The 13111-nt window shown below is 66.1% G+C and carries 13 protein-coding genes; 6 read left to right on the top strand and 7 right to left on the bottom strand.

Annotated features, from left to right (window positions below; translation table 11 throughout):
• Positions 1-39 precede the first annotated feature (39 nt).
• The 3 genes from V4U86_RS03070 to V4U86_RS03060 all read left to right on the top strand — a co-directional run bounded on the left by V4U86_RS03070 (position 40) and on the right by V4U86_RS03060 (position 2524).
• Complete coding sequence (locus V4U86_RS03070; RefSeq protein WP_395309828.1) at positions 40-666, top strand: hypothetical protein; 627 nt, start codon at positions 40-42, stop codon at positions 664-666.
• A gap of 236 nt (positions 667-902) precedes the next feature.
• Positions 903-2054 (top strand): Rieske 2Fe-2S domain-containing protein, encoded by a 1152-nt coding sequence (locus V4U86_RS03065; protein WP_395309827.1) that lies wholly within the window; start codon positions 903-905, stop codon positions 2052-2054.
• Entirely contained in the window at positions 2054-2524 is a 471-nt protein-coding gene (locus tag V4U86_RS03060; protein WP_395309826.1) for a hypothetical protein, read from the top strand. Before V4U86_RS03065 ends, V4U86_RS03060 begins: the two co-directional genes overlap by 1 nt.
• Positions 2525-2539: 15 nt before the next feature.
• On the opposite strand, the gene V4U86_RS03055 is transcribed toward V4U86_RS03060, so the two are convergent.
• The 3 genes from V4U86_RS03055 to V4U86_RS03045 all read right to left on the bottom strand — a co-directional run bounded on the left by V4U86_RS03055 (position 2540) and on the right by V4U86_RS03045 (position 5677).
• Positions 2540-3688, bottom strand: coding sequence for a sulfotransferase family protein (locus tag V4U86_RS03055; RefSeq protein ID WP_395309825.1), 1149 nt, complete (start codon positions 3686-3688; stop codon positions 2540-2542).
• 79 nt (positions 3689-3767) lie between these two features.
• A complete protein-coding gene (locus V4U86_RS03050; RefSeq protein WP_395309824.1) occupies positions 3768-4547 on the bottom strand; it encodes an SDR family oxidoreductase in 780 nt (259 codons plus the stop codon).
• 2 nt (positions 4548-4549) lie between these two features.
• Entirely contained in the window at positions 4550-5677 is a 1128-nt protein-coding gene (locus tag V4U86_RS03045; protein ID WP_395309823.1) for a hypothetical protein, read from the bottom strand.
• 83 nt (positions 5678-5760) lie between these two features.
• Here V4U86_RS03045 and V4U86_RS03040 point away from each other — a divergent pair, with 83 nt between their 5' ends.
• Positions 5761-6690, top strand: coding sequence for an IclR family transcriptional regulator (locus V4U86_RS03040; protein ID WP_395309822.1), 930 nt, complete (start codon positions 5761-5763; stop codon positions 6688-6690).
• A gap of 160 nt (positions 6691-6850) precedes the next feature.
• Here V4U86_RS03040 and V4U86_RS03035 read toward each other — a convergent pair whose 3' ends face one another.
• Positions 6851-8938 carry a RecQ family ATP-dependent DNA helicase gene (locus V4U86_RS03035; protein ID WP_395309821.1) on the bottom strand — a complete coding sequence of 696 codons (2088 nt, stop codon included), beginning with the start codon at positions 8936-8938 and terminating at the stop codon, positions 6851-6853.
• A 66-nt stretch (positions 8939-9004) separates the two neighbouring features.
• On the opposite strand from V4U86_RS03035, the gene V4U86_RS03030 reads away from it, so the two are divergent.
• On the top strand, positions 9005-9826 hold the full coding sequence (locus V4U86_RS03030) for a class I SAM-dependent methyltransferase (protein WP_395309820.1): 822 nt from the start codon (positions 9005-9007) through the stop codon (positions 9824-9826).
• An 18-nt stretch (positions 9827-9844) separates the two neighbouring features.
• On the top strand, positions 9845-10267 hold the full coding sequence (locus tag V4U86_RS03025; protein WP_395309819.1) for a DUF6632 domain-containing protein: 423 nt from the start codon (positions 9845-9847) through the stop codon (positions 10265-10267).
• Here the strand turns inward: V4U86_RS03025 and dmpG are convergent.
• Genes dmpG through V4U86_RS03010 form a run of 3 tightly spaced genes read right to left on the bottom strand, consistent with a single transcriptional unit; the run spans position 10264 to position 13049 of the window.
• Positions 10264-11316, bottom strand: coding sequence for a 4-hydroxy-2-oxovalerate aldolase (dmpG, locus tag V4U86_RS03020; protein ID WP_395309818.1), 1053 nt, complete (start codon positions 11314-11316; stop codon positions 10264-10266). The two genes, V4U86_RS03025 and dmpG, sit on opposite strands and share 4 nt — an antisense overlap.
• Positions 11313-12224 (bottom strand): acetaldehyde dehydrogenase (acetylating), encoded by a 912-nt coding sequence (locus tag V4U86_RS03015; RefSeq protein ID WP_395309817.1) that lies wholly within the window; start codon positions 12222-12224, stop codon positions 11313-11315. Before V4U86_RS03015 ends, dmpG begins: the two co-directional genes overlap by 4 nt.
• Before the next feature lie 39 nt (positions 12225-12263).
• Positions 12264-13049: a 2-keto-4-pentenoate hydratase gene (locus V4U86_RS03010; RefSeq protein WP_395309816.1), complete on the bottom strand. Its 786-nt coding sequence runs from the start codon at positions 13047-13049 to the stop codon at positions 12264-12266.
• Positions 13050-13111 lie beyond the last annotated feature (62 nt).

Genomic DNA, 13111 nt, shown 5'->3' with positions numbered 1-13111 from the left:
CCCCCCGAACCGAACGCCTGGATTTTGTCTCGCTCACACTTGCCTGCCCGCCCGCTACGCGCCTTCGCGGCCGTCGCCCTGCTGACCGTCGGGGTCAGTGCCTGTGCGCCCGTCGAACAGGACGGCGCCACCACGTCGCCGCCGACGTTGCCCGCCTTCACCACGACGAGCCCCAGCCCCACGGCACCGAGTCCGACCGCAGCACCCGGCGATTACAGCGATCTGCTGCTCACCGCGGCTGATCTCACCGACGCCGACGACACCTTTGTCGAGCGGTCCCGCAAAGGCGCCCCCGACGGCCATCCCGGCGCCACCGCATTCTTCGTCAATGAGCCGGACACCCGGGCAATCAGCAACACGGTGCTGATCTACCCCGACGACGCCACCGCCGCGGCCGCGCTGCAACAGGCCATCCGCACCACCAAGGTCACCGGGGAACCCCGGCCGGTCGGGGTCGGCCAGGGTGGGGTCGTCATCAGGGGCAGCCGACCGGACGAGGGTAAGGCAGTGACGCTGCTGCTGTTCACCGAGGGCCCGGCCCTGGTGCGGCTGGAGTTCCAGAGCGCCGACGGTGACGTCACGACCGACCAGTTCGTCACCGCCATCGGCAAGATGCAGCAGATCGCCCTGCGGGTGGGTCTGCCCACCGATCGCAGCAGCGGCTAGTCCACGCACCCGCGGCGAGTGTGCCGCGCAGCACCGACGGCCACCTCGGTCTGGGGGTGGTCGTCGGTGCCATGAGTGTTTCCGGGCCGATTCCGGGTATACGGGCCTTCGACGCAAAGTCGGCCTCGTCCTCGAATGCCGCGTAGTCCATGCAGGTAGCCGAGCTTGCGTTGCGCAAAGGCAGGGCAAAACTGTAACGTGTTCTAGTTAGAGAGACCAGATACGGGAGGCCCACCGTGACTACCGAGACTGCCGGCATTCGCGAAATCGACACCGGCGACTTGCCCGACCGCTACGCCCGCGGGTGGCACTGCCTGGGGCCGGTGAAGAACTTCCTGGACGGCAAGCCGCACGGCGTGGAGATCTTCGGCACCATGCTCGTGGTGTTCGCGGACTCCGAGGGTGAACTGAAGGTGCTGGACGGCTACTGCCGGCACATGGGTGGCAACCTCTCCCAGGGCACCATCAAGGGTGACACGGTGGCGTGCCCGTTCCATGACTGGCGCTGGGGCGGTGACGGCAAGTGCAAGCTGGTGCCCTACGCCAAGCGCACCCCGCGGCTCGCGCGCACCCGTGCGTGGCACACCGACGTCCGCGGTGGCCTGCTCTTCGTGTGGCATGACCACGAGGGCAACCCGCCCCAGCCCGAGGTTCGCATCCCGGAGATCCCGGAGTTCGCCAGTGACGACTGGACCGACTGGCGCTGGAACACGATGCTCATCGAGGGCTCCAACTGCCGCGAGATCATCGACAACGTCACCGATATGGCGCACTTCTTCTACATCCATTACGGACTGCCGACGTACTTCAAGAACGTCTTCGAAGGCCACATCGCCAGCCAGTACCTGCACAATGTGGGCCGGCCGGACGTCAATGATCTCGGCACCACCTACGGTGAGGCACACCTGGATTCGGAGGCCAGCTACTTCGGCCCGTCCTTCATGATCAACTGGCTACACAACAACTACGGCGGTTTCAAGGCCGAGTCGATCCTGATAAACTGCCACTACCCGGTCTCCCAGAACAGCTTCGTGCTGCAGTGGGGTGTCATCGTCGAAAAGCCCAAGGGCCTCGATGAGAAGACCACCGACAAGCTGGCCCGGGTGTTCACCGAGGGCGTGTCCAAGGGCTTCCTGCAGGATGTGGAGATCTGGAAGCACAAGACCCGCATCGACAATCCGCTGCTGGTCGAGGAGGACGGCGCTGTCTACCAGATGCGCCGCTGGTACCAGCAGTTCTACGTCGACGCCGCCGATGTCACAGCGGAGATGACGGATCGGTTCGAGATGGAGGTCGACACCACGGCCGCTGTCGAGAAGTGGAACGTCGAGGTGCAGGAGAACCTGAAGAACCAGGCCGCCGAGCAGGAAGCGGCTCAGCCGAACTGATGGCAACCCACGACGAGCGGGCGCAGACGCCAGACGTTGACCGTCTGGCCCGCTCGATGTTGGAGTTGCTCGGTCACGACGACCACGACGATCACCTGACCGGGAGTCGTCCGTCGTCCGGTTCCTGGTCCAAGGCACCAGATTTCGGTTCCGACCCGCAACGTGCCGCTGCGGTCCGGGAAGACACCGAACGGGACAAGCAGCGCTATCTGACATCAGGGCTGGCCTCGGTCGACTGCCGGTTCTGCCATGTCACCGTTGCGGTGAAGAAGCTGGGGCCCGAACATACCTCGGTGCAGTGGAGCACCGAGGCCACCCGCCGCTGCGCGGTGTTCGCCGAAATGCGGGCCTCCGGTGAGGATCCGGCCCGCGCCCGGTCCTGCCCCCGGCTCACCGACAGCATCAAGCATGCCGTCGCGGAAGGGTGCCTGGAGGAATTCTCCTCGGCGCCCTCCCCCGGCGACGGCTAGTTCTTCGCTTGCGGGTCACAGACCGGCGAAGCGCTCCTTCACCTGCTCGGCGGTCAGGCCGTAGTCACTCAGCGAGTAGGTGTGCTTGGGTGCGCGCGGGCCCTCCTGGCTGGCCGCGTGACTGGCTTCGATGGCCTGGCGCGCGGCGTCGGTGAACTCGATGCCGAACGTGCGGTAGATGCCCTCGACCGCACCGACCGGGTCCTTGATGAATTCGAAGTAGTCGACGTCGCAGAATTGGGCCGGGTCGTGTTTGACGCGCTCGGCGTTGAACAGTTCCAGACCGCGCGACCAGGTCTCCAGGGAGTCCTCACCGATCACCTTGCCGGAGAAGGTGTTCGACCACCCCTGCGTGGTGTGCTGGGCCAGCGAGCACATCGAGGCCATGATCGTCTCCGCCGGCCGGTGGCACTGCACCACCAGTGCGTCAGGATAAGTGGCGAACAGCGCGTCGAGTGCGAACAGGTGGCTGGGATTCTTGAGCACCCAACGCTTCTCGGGTTCGTTGAGGCCGATCAGCTGCAGATTGCGCCGGTGCCGCTGATAGGACCGGGTCCAGTCCTGCCGGGCCAGCCACCGCGAATAGGTGGGGATGTGTGCCAGCGTCTCGTAGGACACCGAGTGCAGTGATTGGCGCAGCAGCTGCCAGCACTCCTCCACCTCGTCGGCGGTCATATAGTGCAGGCCCGTGTAGTCCGGGTTCTCCTCGTGCGCCTTGGTGAACTGCGCATCCAGCTGCTGGAAGACCGGGTTCTGGGACCAGGTTTCGCGCGGCGGGCGGGGCTGCGGGAACTCGGCCAACCACAGCTCGAGGCCCTGATGCGCCGGGTCCGCGGTCAACAGGCGGTGGATCACGGTGGTGCCGGTCCGCGGCAGGCCGGTGACGAAGATCGGCCGCTCGATCGGCACCTCGGCGTGCTGCGGGTACTGCTTGAACGCCGCCTCGGAGACCAGCCGGGCCACCAGCGCATTGCGGGCGAAGAAGCGCTGCATCTTGCTGCCCAACTCGGTCAGATCGGCGTCCCGCCGATAGGCCTCCAGCAGGACGCCGAGCGCCTCCTTGTAGTTGTCGCTGTCGTCGCCGAAGTCATCCAGCCCGCAGGCCTTGGTCGCCGAGGCATGCAAATCCTCGACGGTGCCGACATTCGTACGCGCGTTACTCACTGCTCGACTCCCACTCGCTCCGGTCCTCGCTCGTCCCTCGCTGCGATCCTCACTCGCGCTCGTCTTCGCGGACCGCTCATCAGTACTTGTACTCCCCGCAGTTGACGTCCAACGTCTGCCCGGTGATCCCGCTGGCCAGGTCGCTGGCCATGAACAGGATCGCCGAGGCGACCTCGTCCTCGGTGGGCAGCTTCTTGAGATCGCTGTTGGCCGCGGCGGCCTGGTAGATCTGCTCCACCGTGGTGCCGTACTTGCTGGCCTGGTGCTCGAAATAGCCCTGCAGCGTGCCGCCCCAGATGTACCCCGGCAGAACGGAGTTCACCCGGATGCCGGCACCGCCGAGCTCACTGGCCAGCGACTGTGACATCGCCAGCAACGCCGACTTCGCCAGTTTGTAGGCGCCCTGCTTCGGGTCGGAATGCCGGACCACCATCGAGTTGACGTTCACCACCGACCCCTTGGACTCGGTGAGCGCCGGGGTGAATCCCTGGATCAGCCGCAGCGCCCCGAGCACGGTCAGCTCGACCGTCTCACGGATGTGCTCGAAGGAGGTGTTGGCGAACGGTTTCATCGACGGAACCCGGAAGGCGTTGTTGATCAACACATCGACCTTGCCGAACTCCGCCATCGAGGTCGACACCAGATCGGCAACCTGCTGGTCATCGGTGATGTCGGTACCGACCGCGAGGGCACGGCGGCCCAGCGCGCGTACCTGCCCGGCGACGTCCTCCAGCCGCTCGACGGTGCGGGCCGCCAGCACGAGATCGGCTCCCTCCTCGGCACAGCGGCGTGCCAGCGTGGTACCCAGTGCCGGACCCACACCACTGATGACGACCACCTTGTCGGTCAGCAACCCCATGATCAACCCACCATCCTCTCGCCGATCAGCTTCTGGCGCAGTGCGATCCGCGCGCGCCAGTCCTCTTCGGAGATCCTGTTCGATTCGTAGTACGGCAGCACGCCGGCGACATCCGCCACGTCGACGATCTCGACCGTCGGACCGTCGGCCTCGGTGAGCTCACGCGACACCCGCTGCCAGCGGAACTGCAGATATCCCCTGCCGTGGCCGAGGGTCTCGCACCAGTTCGTCACACCGGGATTGGCATCGGAGACCACGATCCGGATCTTGCCGTCCGGATCCGCCTGCGCCTGTGTGCCGTTCAGCGAGGTTTGGTGGTTGATGTAATCGAGCGAGATGTACCACAGGCTGCCCAGTTGGAAGCCCAGATAGGGCGCATCGCTGACGGGCAGCGTGATGACCATGGCCTGCTGCGGCGTGAGATCGAAGTGCCCGACCGAGGAGTACTGGGTGGCCAGACCCCCGGGCGTCAGCCGCGGCGCGGTCAGGGTGTTGACCGGCAGGTTGTCGTAGAACCATTTGGGGAACTGCAGCCAGGTCTTGACCCGCTGCACCAGTTGTTTACCCGCGACGGCATAACGCTTCTCGATCAGTTCCCTGGTCAACGCCGGCGGCGCGGTGCCCGCGGTGTCGGTCCGCGCGATGGCGAACGTCCCGCGCTGCGCGGACCAGTCGTTGTAGACCTCGCGGATGACCAGCTGCGCGGGCTTGTCCGGCGTGAACCGCCATTCGAAGGTGCCGTCCGCGGCGATGTCGAGCTTGCGGTCGTCGAAGGCGGTCTCACTGTCGGGCACGACCTCGTCGGTGTACTCCCCGCCGACCAGCTGAAAGCTCACATCGGTGGTGGTGCCGCGCCTGCCGGTCACCACGTACTCATACCCGGGCTGCAGCCGGGTGCCGAAGTACATGGTGTCCGGATTGTCCAGCGCCATCTTGGTGAACGGCCCGGTTCCGCTGTGCAGGAAGGGATGATCCCGGTCGTAATCGAAGGCCACATGCGTACACGCCGCGATGCAACCGGCCAGGTACTGCAGACCTTCCAGCAGATCGGCCTCGGACTCGATGAACGGCGCCTCGGCCACCAGACGCTCGGCCTCCGCGATGGCTTCCGCCAGGGGCTGTGAATACATCGGCTTCCATTCTGTCGGTCCAATATTGGAACGAGGTGGTAGAGTTTCCGACCTGACACTAGAACGCGTTCTAATTCGCGTCAATGCCAAACGGAGGTCTTCGCGTGCCGGTTCCCGATCGGGCGTCCCCGCCTACCACCCGGGTGCTGGCCATTCTGGACTTCCTTGCACGTCATCCCCATGATCGGTTCGGGTTGTCCGAGCTGGCCCGCCGGGTGGATCTGAGCAAGCCGACCTGTCTGGGCATTCTCACCACCCTGACCGACGCCGGCTATCTGCTGCGGGACACCGACGCCAAGACCTACCGGCTGGGGCCCGCGCTCATCTCGCTCGGTCACCTTGCCCAGGAATCATTGCGGGTCAGCCCCGGCGCCCGTGACCAGTTGCGCAGGCTCTCCGAGCAGTTCGGGGCGACCGCGGCGCTGTCGGCCGTCGTAGACGATCGCATCACGCTGCTGGAACTGGTGGCGCCACCGGGCGCCCCGGTCGGCGTCCGGGTCGGGCAGAGCTACCCGTTCGCCCCACCGGTGGGGCTGATGTTCGTGCTGTGGGACGACGCCGCGGTCCGGCACTGGCTGCAGAAGGAGCCGACCATCCCGCTGCGCACCGACAGCGCCCGCCTGGACCGGGTGATCGCCGAATGCCGCAGGTCCGGGTACCTGGTCGAGCGAATGACCCCCGGGGGCCGGCGGCTGTACGCGCTGATGGCCGGCATGTCGAACACCTTGCCCGACGAACTGCGGGCCCTGTTGGGCGAACTGGTCTCCGACATCGGGGAGCGGGTCTACCTGCGCGGCGAAGACGATGCCGACCAGCGTCACGACGTCAGCGTCATCGCCGCACCTGTCTATGACCATCACCGACGACAGGTCATGGTCGCCACGCTGCAGATCGGCACGGCACTCACAGATGACGAGATCGATTCGCGTGCACACGAATTGGTGCAGACCGCCAACGCCGTGACCCAGCTGCTGGGCGGAAAGCCGGTTTCGCCCACCGGGCGACGGGGGTAGCCTCGACCTCGTCTGAGGAGCCCGTCATGAGGATGAAGACGTTCGCCGCCGCCGCGGCACTGGCCGTCGGCCTGGGAGCCGTCGCTTCGCCGGCCACCGTCGTGGCTGACCCATCACGATGATTGGTGGCTGCCCGGAGATCCACCGGGCCAGAATCCGTTCAGCTGACCGAGGCCAGCGCGAACGGTAGCACCTCGGCCGCGCCGGCGGACCGCACCATCCGGGCGGCCATCGTCATGGTCCAGCCGGTGTCGATCAGGTCGTCGACGAGCAGCACGGTGGCACCGTCGACGGCCGGTGCCGTCTCCCAGGCGCCGTGCAGCGCCGCCACCCGGTACGCCGAGTTCGCCGCGGTCACCGGCCGGTGTCCGGGCGAATAGTGCAGTACCCCGAGGTTGTCTAGTCTGCCGACCTCGGCCAGTCGCGCCGCCAGGGACCGGATCAGGATCGGGTGGGTGGCCGAGTCCAGGGCCAGCACGGCGGTGGGCCGGTGCGCCCAGTCCCAGGCCTTCAACACCGCGACCGCCGCACTCACGACGTCGTCGGATACCTCGGCGTCGGGTTCGGCCAACAGCTTGCGCAACCGCGCACCCCAGCCCAGGTCGGTCAGCCGCCCGATGACCCGGCCGGGCGCGGGACCGTCATTGATCTTCCCGGACAGTTCGATGCCCACCTTGCCCAGCCCGGTGGGCCACTGTTTGCGCGCGGTGATCTCGACACCGGGGCGCATCAACCGTTCCCGGGTGGTCTCGGCCTCCCCGGCGTCCACCTCGGCGCGGTACCGTGACCCGGCGCAGTTGTCACAACGGCCGCAGGGAAGTGGGCCGAGCTCCGGGTCGTCGAGTTGCTTGCGTAGGAACGACATCCGGCACTCGGTGGTGTTCTGGTAATCGATCATGGCCTGCTGTTCGCGGTTGCGGGCCTCCTCCAGGCGGCGGTAGCGGGGTTCGTCGTACACCCAGGGCTGGCCGGTCCCGATCCAGCCGCCCTTCACCCGGCGCACCGCACCATCGACGTCGAGCACCTTCAGCACCATCTCAAGCCGGGACCGGTTCAGGTCCACCAGCGGTTCCAGTGCGGCGGTCGATTGCGCGCGGTCGGTCTCCAGCGCCCCGATCACGTTGCGTACCATGGCTTCCGAAGGGAACGCCACCGACGCAAAGTAGCGCCACACCTCGGCGTCCTCACGGCCCGGTAGCAGGATCACCTCGGCGCTGTCGGTGGAGCGCCCGGCGCGACCGACCTGCTGGTAGTAGGCGATCGGCGAGGATGGCGCGCCCAGGTGGACCACGAAACCGAGGTCAGGTTTGTCGAACCCCATGCCCAGTGCCGAAGTGGCGATCAACGCCTTGACCCGGTTGTGGATGAGATCCTCTTCGAGTTGTTCCCGTTCGGCTGATTCCGTGCCGCCGGTGTACGCAGCGACGGTGTGCCCCCGGTCCCGCAGCAGCGCGGCGATGTCATTGGCCTGCGCGACGGTGAGGGTATAGACGATGCCCGATCCGGGCAGCGAATCCATATGCGCGGCAAGCCAGGCCGCACGTTGGGCCGGACCGCCGGCCTGCACGACCGACAGCCGCAGCGACTCCCGGTCCAGGCCACCGCGCAGCACCAGCGTGTCCGCACCCCCGACGCCCAACTGCGCCGCCACGTCGGCGACCACCCGGTCGTTGGCCGTCGCGGTCGTGGCCAGCACCGGGATGCCGTCGCCCAGTTCGGCGATGAGGGTGCGGATGCGCCGGTAATCGGGCCGGAAGTCATGCCCCCAGTCCGAGACGCAGTGCGCCTCGTCGACCACCACCAGCCCCGCATCGGCGGCCAGGGCGGGCAACACCGCATCCCGAAAGTCCGGATTGTTCAGACGTTCCGGGCTGACCAGCAGCACGTCCAGCTCACCGGTGCCGACCCGCTGGTGCACGGTGTCCCACTCGGTGACGTTGCTGGAGTTGATGGTCGCGGCATGCACACCCGCCCGCTCGGCGGCGGCCACCTGGTTTCGCATCAGCGCGAGCAACGGGGAGACGATGACGGTCGGCCCGCGCCCCGCCGCCCGTAACAGTTTCGCGGCGATGAAGTACACCGCGGATTTTCCCCAGCCGGTGCGCTGGACCACCAGGGCGCGTCGGCGCGCAACGACCAACGCCTCGATCGCAGCCCACTGGTCGTCGCGCAGTACCGCATGCGGGCCGGCCAGCTGTTCGAGAATCGCCTGTGCGTCGGCTCGCGTCACCGGGGCCAGTCTAGTCATGCACGTGGCGCGCGGGCCGCCCTCGGCGCGAGAGCCCGGCACGATCTGCCCGGTAGCCTCGCTGGTATGGACAAGATTGACGCCAGTGCACTCAAGGGCGTCTCCGAAACCGCGTTGCTGACGCTCAACGGACGGGCATACCAGGCCCGCCACTCCGACGCCATCATCGACGATCCCATGGCCATCCGCCTCGTCGACGCCATCGACTTCGATTTCGACAAGTTCGGCCGCCGGGGTCAGGAGATGGCGGTGCGCTCGCTGGCCTTCGACCGGGCCGCAAAGGCGTACCTGTCGACGCATCCTTCGGCCACCGTGGTCGCCCTGGCGGAGGGCTTCCAGACCAGTTTCTGGCGGCTCAGCAGCGCGCTACCGGAGGCAGACTTCCGCTGGCTCACCGTTGATTTCGAGCCCATCATCGAACTGCGGCAACGCCTGCTGCCACCATCGCCGCGGATCACCAACCTGGCGCAGTCGGCGCTGGACTATTCCTGGATGGACCGGGTGGACACCGGCAACGGGGTGTTCCTCACCGCGGAGGGTCTGCTGATGTACCTACAGCCCGACGAGGCGATGGGCCTGATCACCGAGTGCGCCAAGCGTTTTCCCGGCGGGCAGATGGTCTTCGACCTGCCGCCGATCCTGGTCAAGAAGTTCGCCCCGAAGGGAATGCGCGCCACCCGCCGGTACCGGGTACCGCCGATGCCGTTCAGTCTGTCGCCGAACCAGCTGGCCGATCTGGCCAACACCGTCCCCGGCATCCGGGCGGTACACGATCTACCGATGCCGCGGGGCCGGGGGCTGGTGTTCGACAAACTGTTCCCGGCGTTCTGGCAGTTCGGGCCTACCAAGCAGATCCGCGGGGCCTATACACTCCTCGAATTCGGCTGAATCCGAACGGAGGCCACCATGACAGGCACGCGCTCCTACACGCTGCTGCGGGTCATGCTCGTGGTGTTCGGAATCCTGATGCTGCTGCTGTATCCCCTTGCCGCGGTATGGCCGTCCGGGTGGGCCTGGCATACCGGTGCCCCACACCAGTCCGACTATTTCATGATGATCGTCGGGCTGTACGCGACGCTGGGCGTCTTCCTGTGCAACGCCGCACGACGCCCGGAGGCGCACCTGAGCCTGATCTGGTTCACGGTGTGCTCCAGCGTCGTGCACGCCGCCATCATGGCCGTGCAATCCTTCGGCGCCGGCCGTCACCACGGCCATCTGGCCGGAGATGTCCCGGCGCTGTTGCTGGTCGCCGTGGTGCTGACTGTCCTCGTCCGGTCCGCCGGTCTGCGGCGGACCGTCGAGGACGTCAGCAACCGAGCCCCGTCTTAGGCGTTGGCCTCCTGCTCGCGTTTGATTTCCAGGGCGATGTCGATGAGTTGGTCTTCCTGGCCGCCGATCAGTTTGCGCTGACCCGCCCGGTGCAGCAGCTGATGCGCCGGCACACCGTAGCGCTCGGACTGGCGGATGGCGTGCTTGAGGAAGCTGGAGTACACCCCGGAGTACCCCATGATCAGCGCATTGCGGTCCAGCAGGCACTCCGCCGGCATCGCCGGGGCGACGACCTCTTCGGCGGCATCGGCGATGTCGAAAAAGTCGATACCGGTCTTCACACCGATCTTGTCGAACACCCCGATCAGCGCCTCCACCGGCGCATTGCCGGCACCCGCACCGAACCGGCGACACGACCCGTCGATCTGCTTGGCCCCGGCGCGGACCGCCTCGATCGAGTTCGCCACACCGAGGCCGAGGTTCTCGTGACCGTGAAAACCGACCTGAGCATCCGACCCCAACTCCGCGACCAGCGCCGCGACCCGGTCGGCGACCCCGTCCAGGACCAGCGCGCCGGCCGAGTCCACCACATAGACGCACTGGCAACCGGCATCGGCCATGATCCGGGCCTGGGCCGCCAATTTCTCCGGGGAGATGGTGTGGCTCATCATCAAAAACCCGACGGTCTCCAACCCGAGTTCGCGGGCCAGCCCGAAATGCTGGATCGACACATCGGCCTCGGTGCAGTGGGTGGCGATCCGGCAGATCTCGCCACCGTTGTTCTGCGCCTCCTTGATGTCCTCCTTGGTACCCACACCGGGCAACATCAAAAAGGCGATCTTGGCTTCCTTCGCGGTCTCGGCCGCAAGCTTGATCAGTTCCTGCTCAGGGGTTTTCGAGAACCCATAATTGAACGACGAACCGCCCAGCCCGTCACCATGGGTCACCTCGATCACCGGCACACCAGCGGTGTCCAGCGCGGCCACGATCGAGGCCACCTCGTCCTTGGTGAACTGATGCCGCTTGTGATGAGACCCGTCGCGCAGCGAGGTGTCGGTCATCCGGACATCCCAGATGGGATTGAAGAAGATCTCATCGATGCCACTCATGCCTGAGCTCCTGCCGAAATTCGTTCCTTGGCGATCTCCTCGCCGACCTTCGTCGCCGCGGCGGTCATGATGTCCAGATTTCCCGCGTAGGGCGGAAGGTAATCACCGGCACCCTCCACCTCGACGAACGTGGTCACCACATGCTGGCCACCGTTGACCACCGACGGCTCGTCGAACTGCGGCTCATTGAGCAACCGGTAGCCCGGCACATAAGTCTGCACCTCGGCCACCACCTCCTTGATCGACGCGGTGATCGCCGCGTGATCGGCATCCTCGGGAATCGCGCAGAAGATGGTGTCGCGCATGATCATCGGCGGATCCGCCGGATTCAAGATGATGATCGCCTTACCGCTGCGCGCCCCACCGATATGCTGCACCCCCGCGCTCGTGGTCTTGGTGAACTCATCGATGTTCGCCCGCGTACCCGGGCCCGCCGAAGCCGAAGACACCGACGCCACGATCTCGGCATATGGCACATCAACCACCCGCGACACCGCGTACACCATCGGGATCGTCGCCTGCCCACCGCACGTCACCATGTTGACATTCGGCGCGTCCAGATGCGCCCGCAAATTCGCCGGCGGAATCACCCCCGGCCCCACCGCCGCCGGAGTCAAATCAATCGCAGTGATCCCGGCCGCCTCATACCGCGGCGCAGCATCGCGATGCACATAGGCGCTGGTCGCCTCGAACACCAGATCAGGCTTCTCGGCCTGACTCAACAGCCAGTCCACCCCCTCATGACTGGTCTGCAACCCCAACTTACGGGCCCGCGCCAACCCCTCGGACTCCGGATCGATACCGATCATCCAGCGCGGCTCCAACCAGTCCGAGCGCAGCAACTTGTACAACAAATCGGTACTGATATTTCCCGACCCGACAATCGCAACCGACAACTTATCGGCCATGAACGGCTCCCTAACTTCGTTCGTGAAACTCGAAAAACCTCATTCAAAAGACAGTTTGACTGAACCTAGCCCGTCGAAATCTGCTACGAAATCGTCACCGGGACGTGCATCTATCGCACGCATGCACGCGCCCGGCAACACGACGTCGCCGGCCTTAAGCCGCACCCCGAACTGGTCGACCTTGCGAGCCAGCCACGCCACCGACGTGACCGGGTTGCCCAGCACCGCGTCGCTGCGCCCCTCGGCGACCACCTCACCATTGCGCTTCAGCACGGCGTTGATGTTCTTGATGTCTATGTCCTTGGGCGACACCCGTTCCGGGCCCAGTACCCACCCGGCCGAGGACGCATTGTCGGCGATCGTGTCGCACAACTTGATCTTCCAGTCGGTGATCCGGGTGTCGATCAACTCGATCGACGGCGCGAACGCGGCGGTCGCGGCCAGTACGTCGTCCTCGGTGCACCCCGCGCCGGGGAGGTCGTCGGCCAACACGAATCCCACCTCCACCTCGACGCGCGGATACAGGAACCGGCCGGCCGCCACCGGAGTGTCCTCGAAGACCTCCATATCGGCGAGCAGATGACCGTAGTCGGGCTCGTCGACGCCCATCATCTTCTGCATCGCCTCGCTGGACAGGCCCACCTTGTGCCCGATCACCCGCGCGCCTTCGGCGACCCGCTGCCGGATGTTGATCAGCTGGATCTCGTATGCGTCGACCACGTCGATGTCGGGATACCGATCCGTCAGCGGGGTGGTGGGCACCCGGCTACGCTCCGCCTGAGCCAGATCGGCAGCAAGCTCGTCACGGACCTCGGCACTGAGCATCTTGGTGAATTCCCCTCGTAATCTCATTAGGCCCTCGACCGGCACAGTTGCGGGCCTGTTGT

The sequence above is a fragment of the Mycobacterium sp. AMU20-3851 genome (assembly GCF_043974665.1).
Classification (GTDB): domain Bacteria; phylum Actinomycetota; class Actinomycetes; order Mycobacteriales; family Mycobacteriaceae; genus Mycobacterium.
The sequence above is the reverse complement of the archived record's forward strand: the minus strand, read 5'-3'. Positions and strand labels throughout refer to the sequence as shown.

What these genes read in the sequence shown, in the direction of transcription:
- V4U86_RS03060 (WP_395309826.1), top strand. Translation starts at nt 2,054, where the DNA reads ATGGCAACCCACGACGAGCGGGCGCAGACGCCAGACGTTGACCGTCTG.
- V4U86_RS03050 (WP_395309824.1), bottom strand. Translation starts at nt 4,547, where the DNA reads ATGGGGTTGCTGACCGACAAGGTGGTCGTCATCAGTGGTGTGGGTCCG.
- V4U86_RS03045 (WP_395309823.1), bottom strand. Translation starts at nt 5,677, where the DNA reads ATGTATTCACAGCCCCTGGCGGAAGCCATCGCGGAGGCCGAGCGTCTG.
- V4U86_RS03040 (WP_395309822.1), top strand. Translation starts at nt 5,761, where the DNA reads ATGCCAAACGGAGGTCTTCGCGTGCCGGTTCCCGATCGGGCGTCCCCG.
- V4U86_RS03035 (WP_395309821.1), bottom strand. Translation starts at nt 8,938, where the DNA reads ATGACTAGACTGGCCCCGGTGACGCGAGCCGACGCACAGGCGATTCTC.
- V4U86_RS03030 (WP_395309820.1), top strand. Translation starts at nt 9,005, where the DNA reads ATGGACAAGATTGACGCCAGTGCACTCAAGGGCGTCTCCGAAACCGCG.
- V4U86_RS03025 (WP_395309819.1), top strand. Translation starts at nt 9,845, where the DNA reads ATGACAGGCACGCGCTCCTACACGCTGCTGCGGGTCATGCTCGTGGTG.
- dmpG (WP_395309818.1), bottom strand. Translation starts at nt 11,316, where the DNA reads ATGAGTGGCATCGATGAGATCTTCTTCAATCCCATCTGGGATGTCCGG.
- V4U86_RS03015 (WP_395309817.1), bottom strand. Translation starts at nt 12,224, where the DNA reads ATGGCCGATAAGTTGTCGGTTGCGATTGTCGGGTCGGGAAATATCAGT.
- V4U86_RS03010 (WP_395309816.1), bottom strand. Translation starts at nt 13,049, where the DNA reads ATGCTCAGTGCCGAGGTCCGTGACGAGCTTGCTGCCGATCTGGCTCAG.